Raw genomic sequence first — 519 nt, forward strand, 5'->3', positions numbered from 1 at the left:
TTTCATGCGTATGAGAGTTCGGGACGTTGGCGAGATTATCGCTCAGTCACAATCTCACGTGAGAATACTTTCTCACAGTATTTGCACTTCAAACGAATCTCTTCTTTCTTCTCGAAAACTTTAAAACTGCTTTCTACTGGCTCGTTGTGAGAGATACAGTTTGAGTTTGGACACTCAAACACGTTGTTGATTTTCTCTGGCAACTCTAGAGCCAGTTTTTTCACGACTTCGTAGTTTTCGATTTGATTTACCGTCGCGTGCGGTGCGTACAGCGCCAGTTTGCTTGCTTGTTCTTCATTGATGAACACGTTCTCAATCTTCAGCAAGTCTTTGTGACCCAGAGCTGAAGATGGCAAGTTCAGACCAATCGTTACACGTTGAGAAGAATTGTGCATATCGAACAATTTCAGCACTTTGATACCAATTTGTGCTGGAATGTGGTCGATGACGGTGCCGTTTTTGATTGCTTCTACCTGCAATTGAGTTTCTTTAGCCATGTTTTTATCTCCTCGATTACAG

At 42.4% G+C, this 519-nt stretch carries 1 protein-coding gene; it reads right to left on the reverse strand.

From position 1 onward, the window contains the following. Positions 1-35 precede the first annotated feature (35 nt). Positions 36-497 carry an aspartate carbamoyltransferase regulatory subunit gene (pyrI, locus tag R7Z50_RS31055; RefSeq protein WP_005455107.1) on the reverse strand — a complete coding sequence of 154 codons (462 nt, stop codon included), beginning with the start codon at positions 495-497 and terminating at the stop codon, positions 36-38. Positions 498-519 lie beyond the last annotated feature (22 nt).

Source organism: Vibrio sp. 1249-1 (assembly GCF_033340495.1).

Bases quoted from the DNA above. Each gene is read 5' to 3' on its own strand.
- pyrI (WP_005455107.1), bottom strand. From the start codon at position 497: ATGGCTAAAGAAACTCAATTGCAGGTAGAAGCAATCAAAAACGGCACC.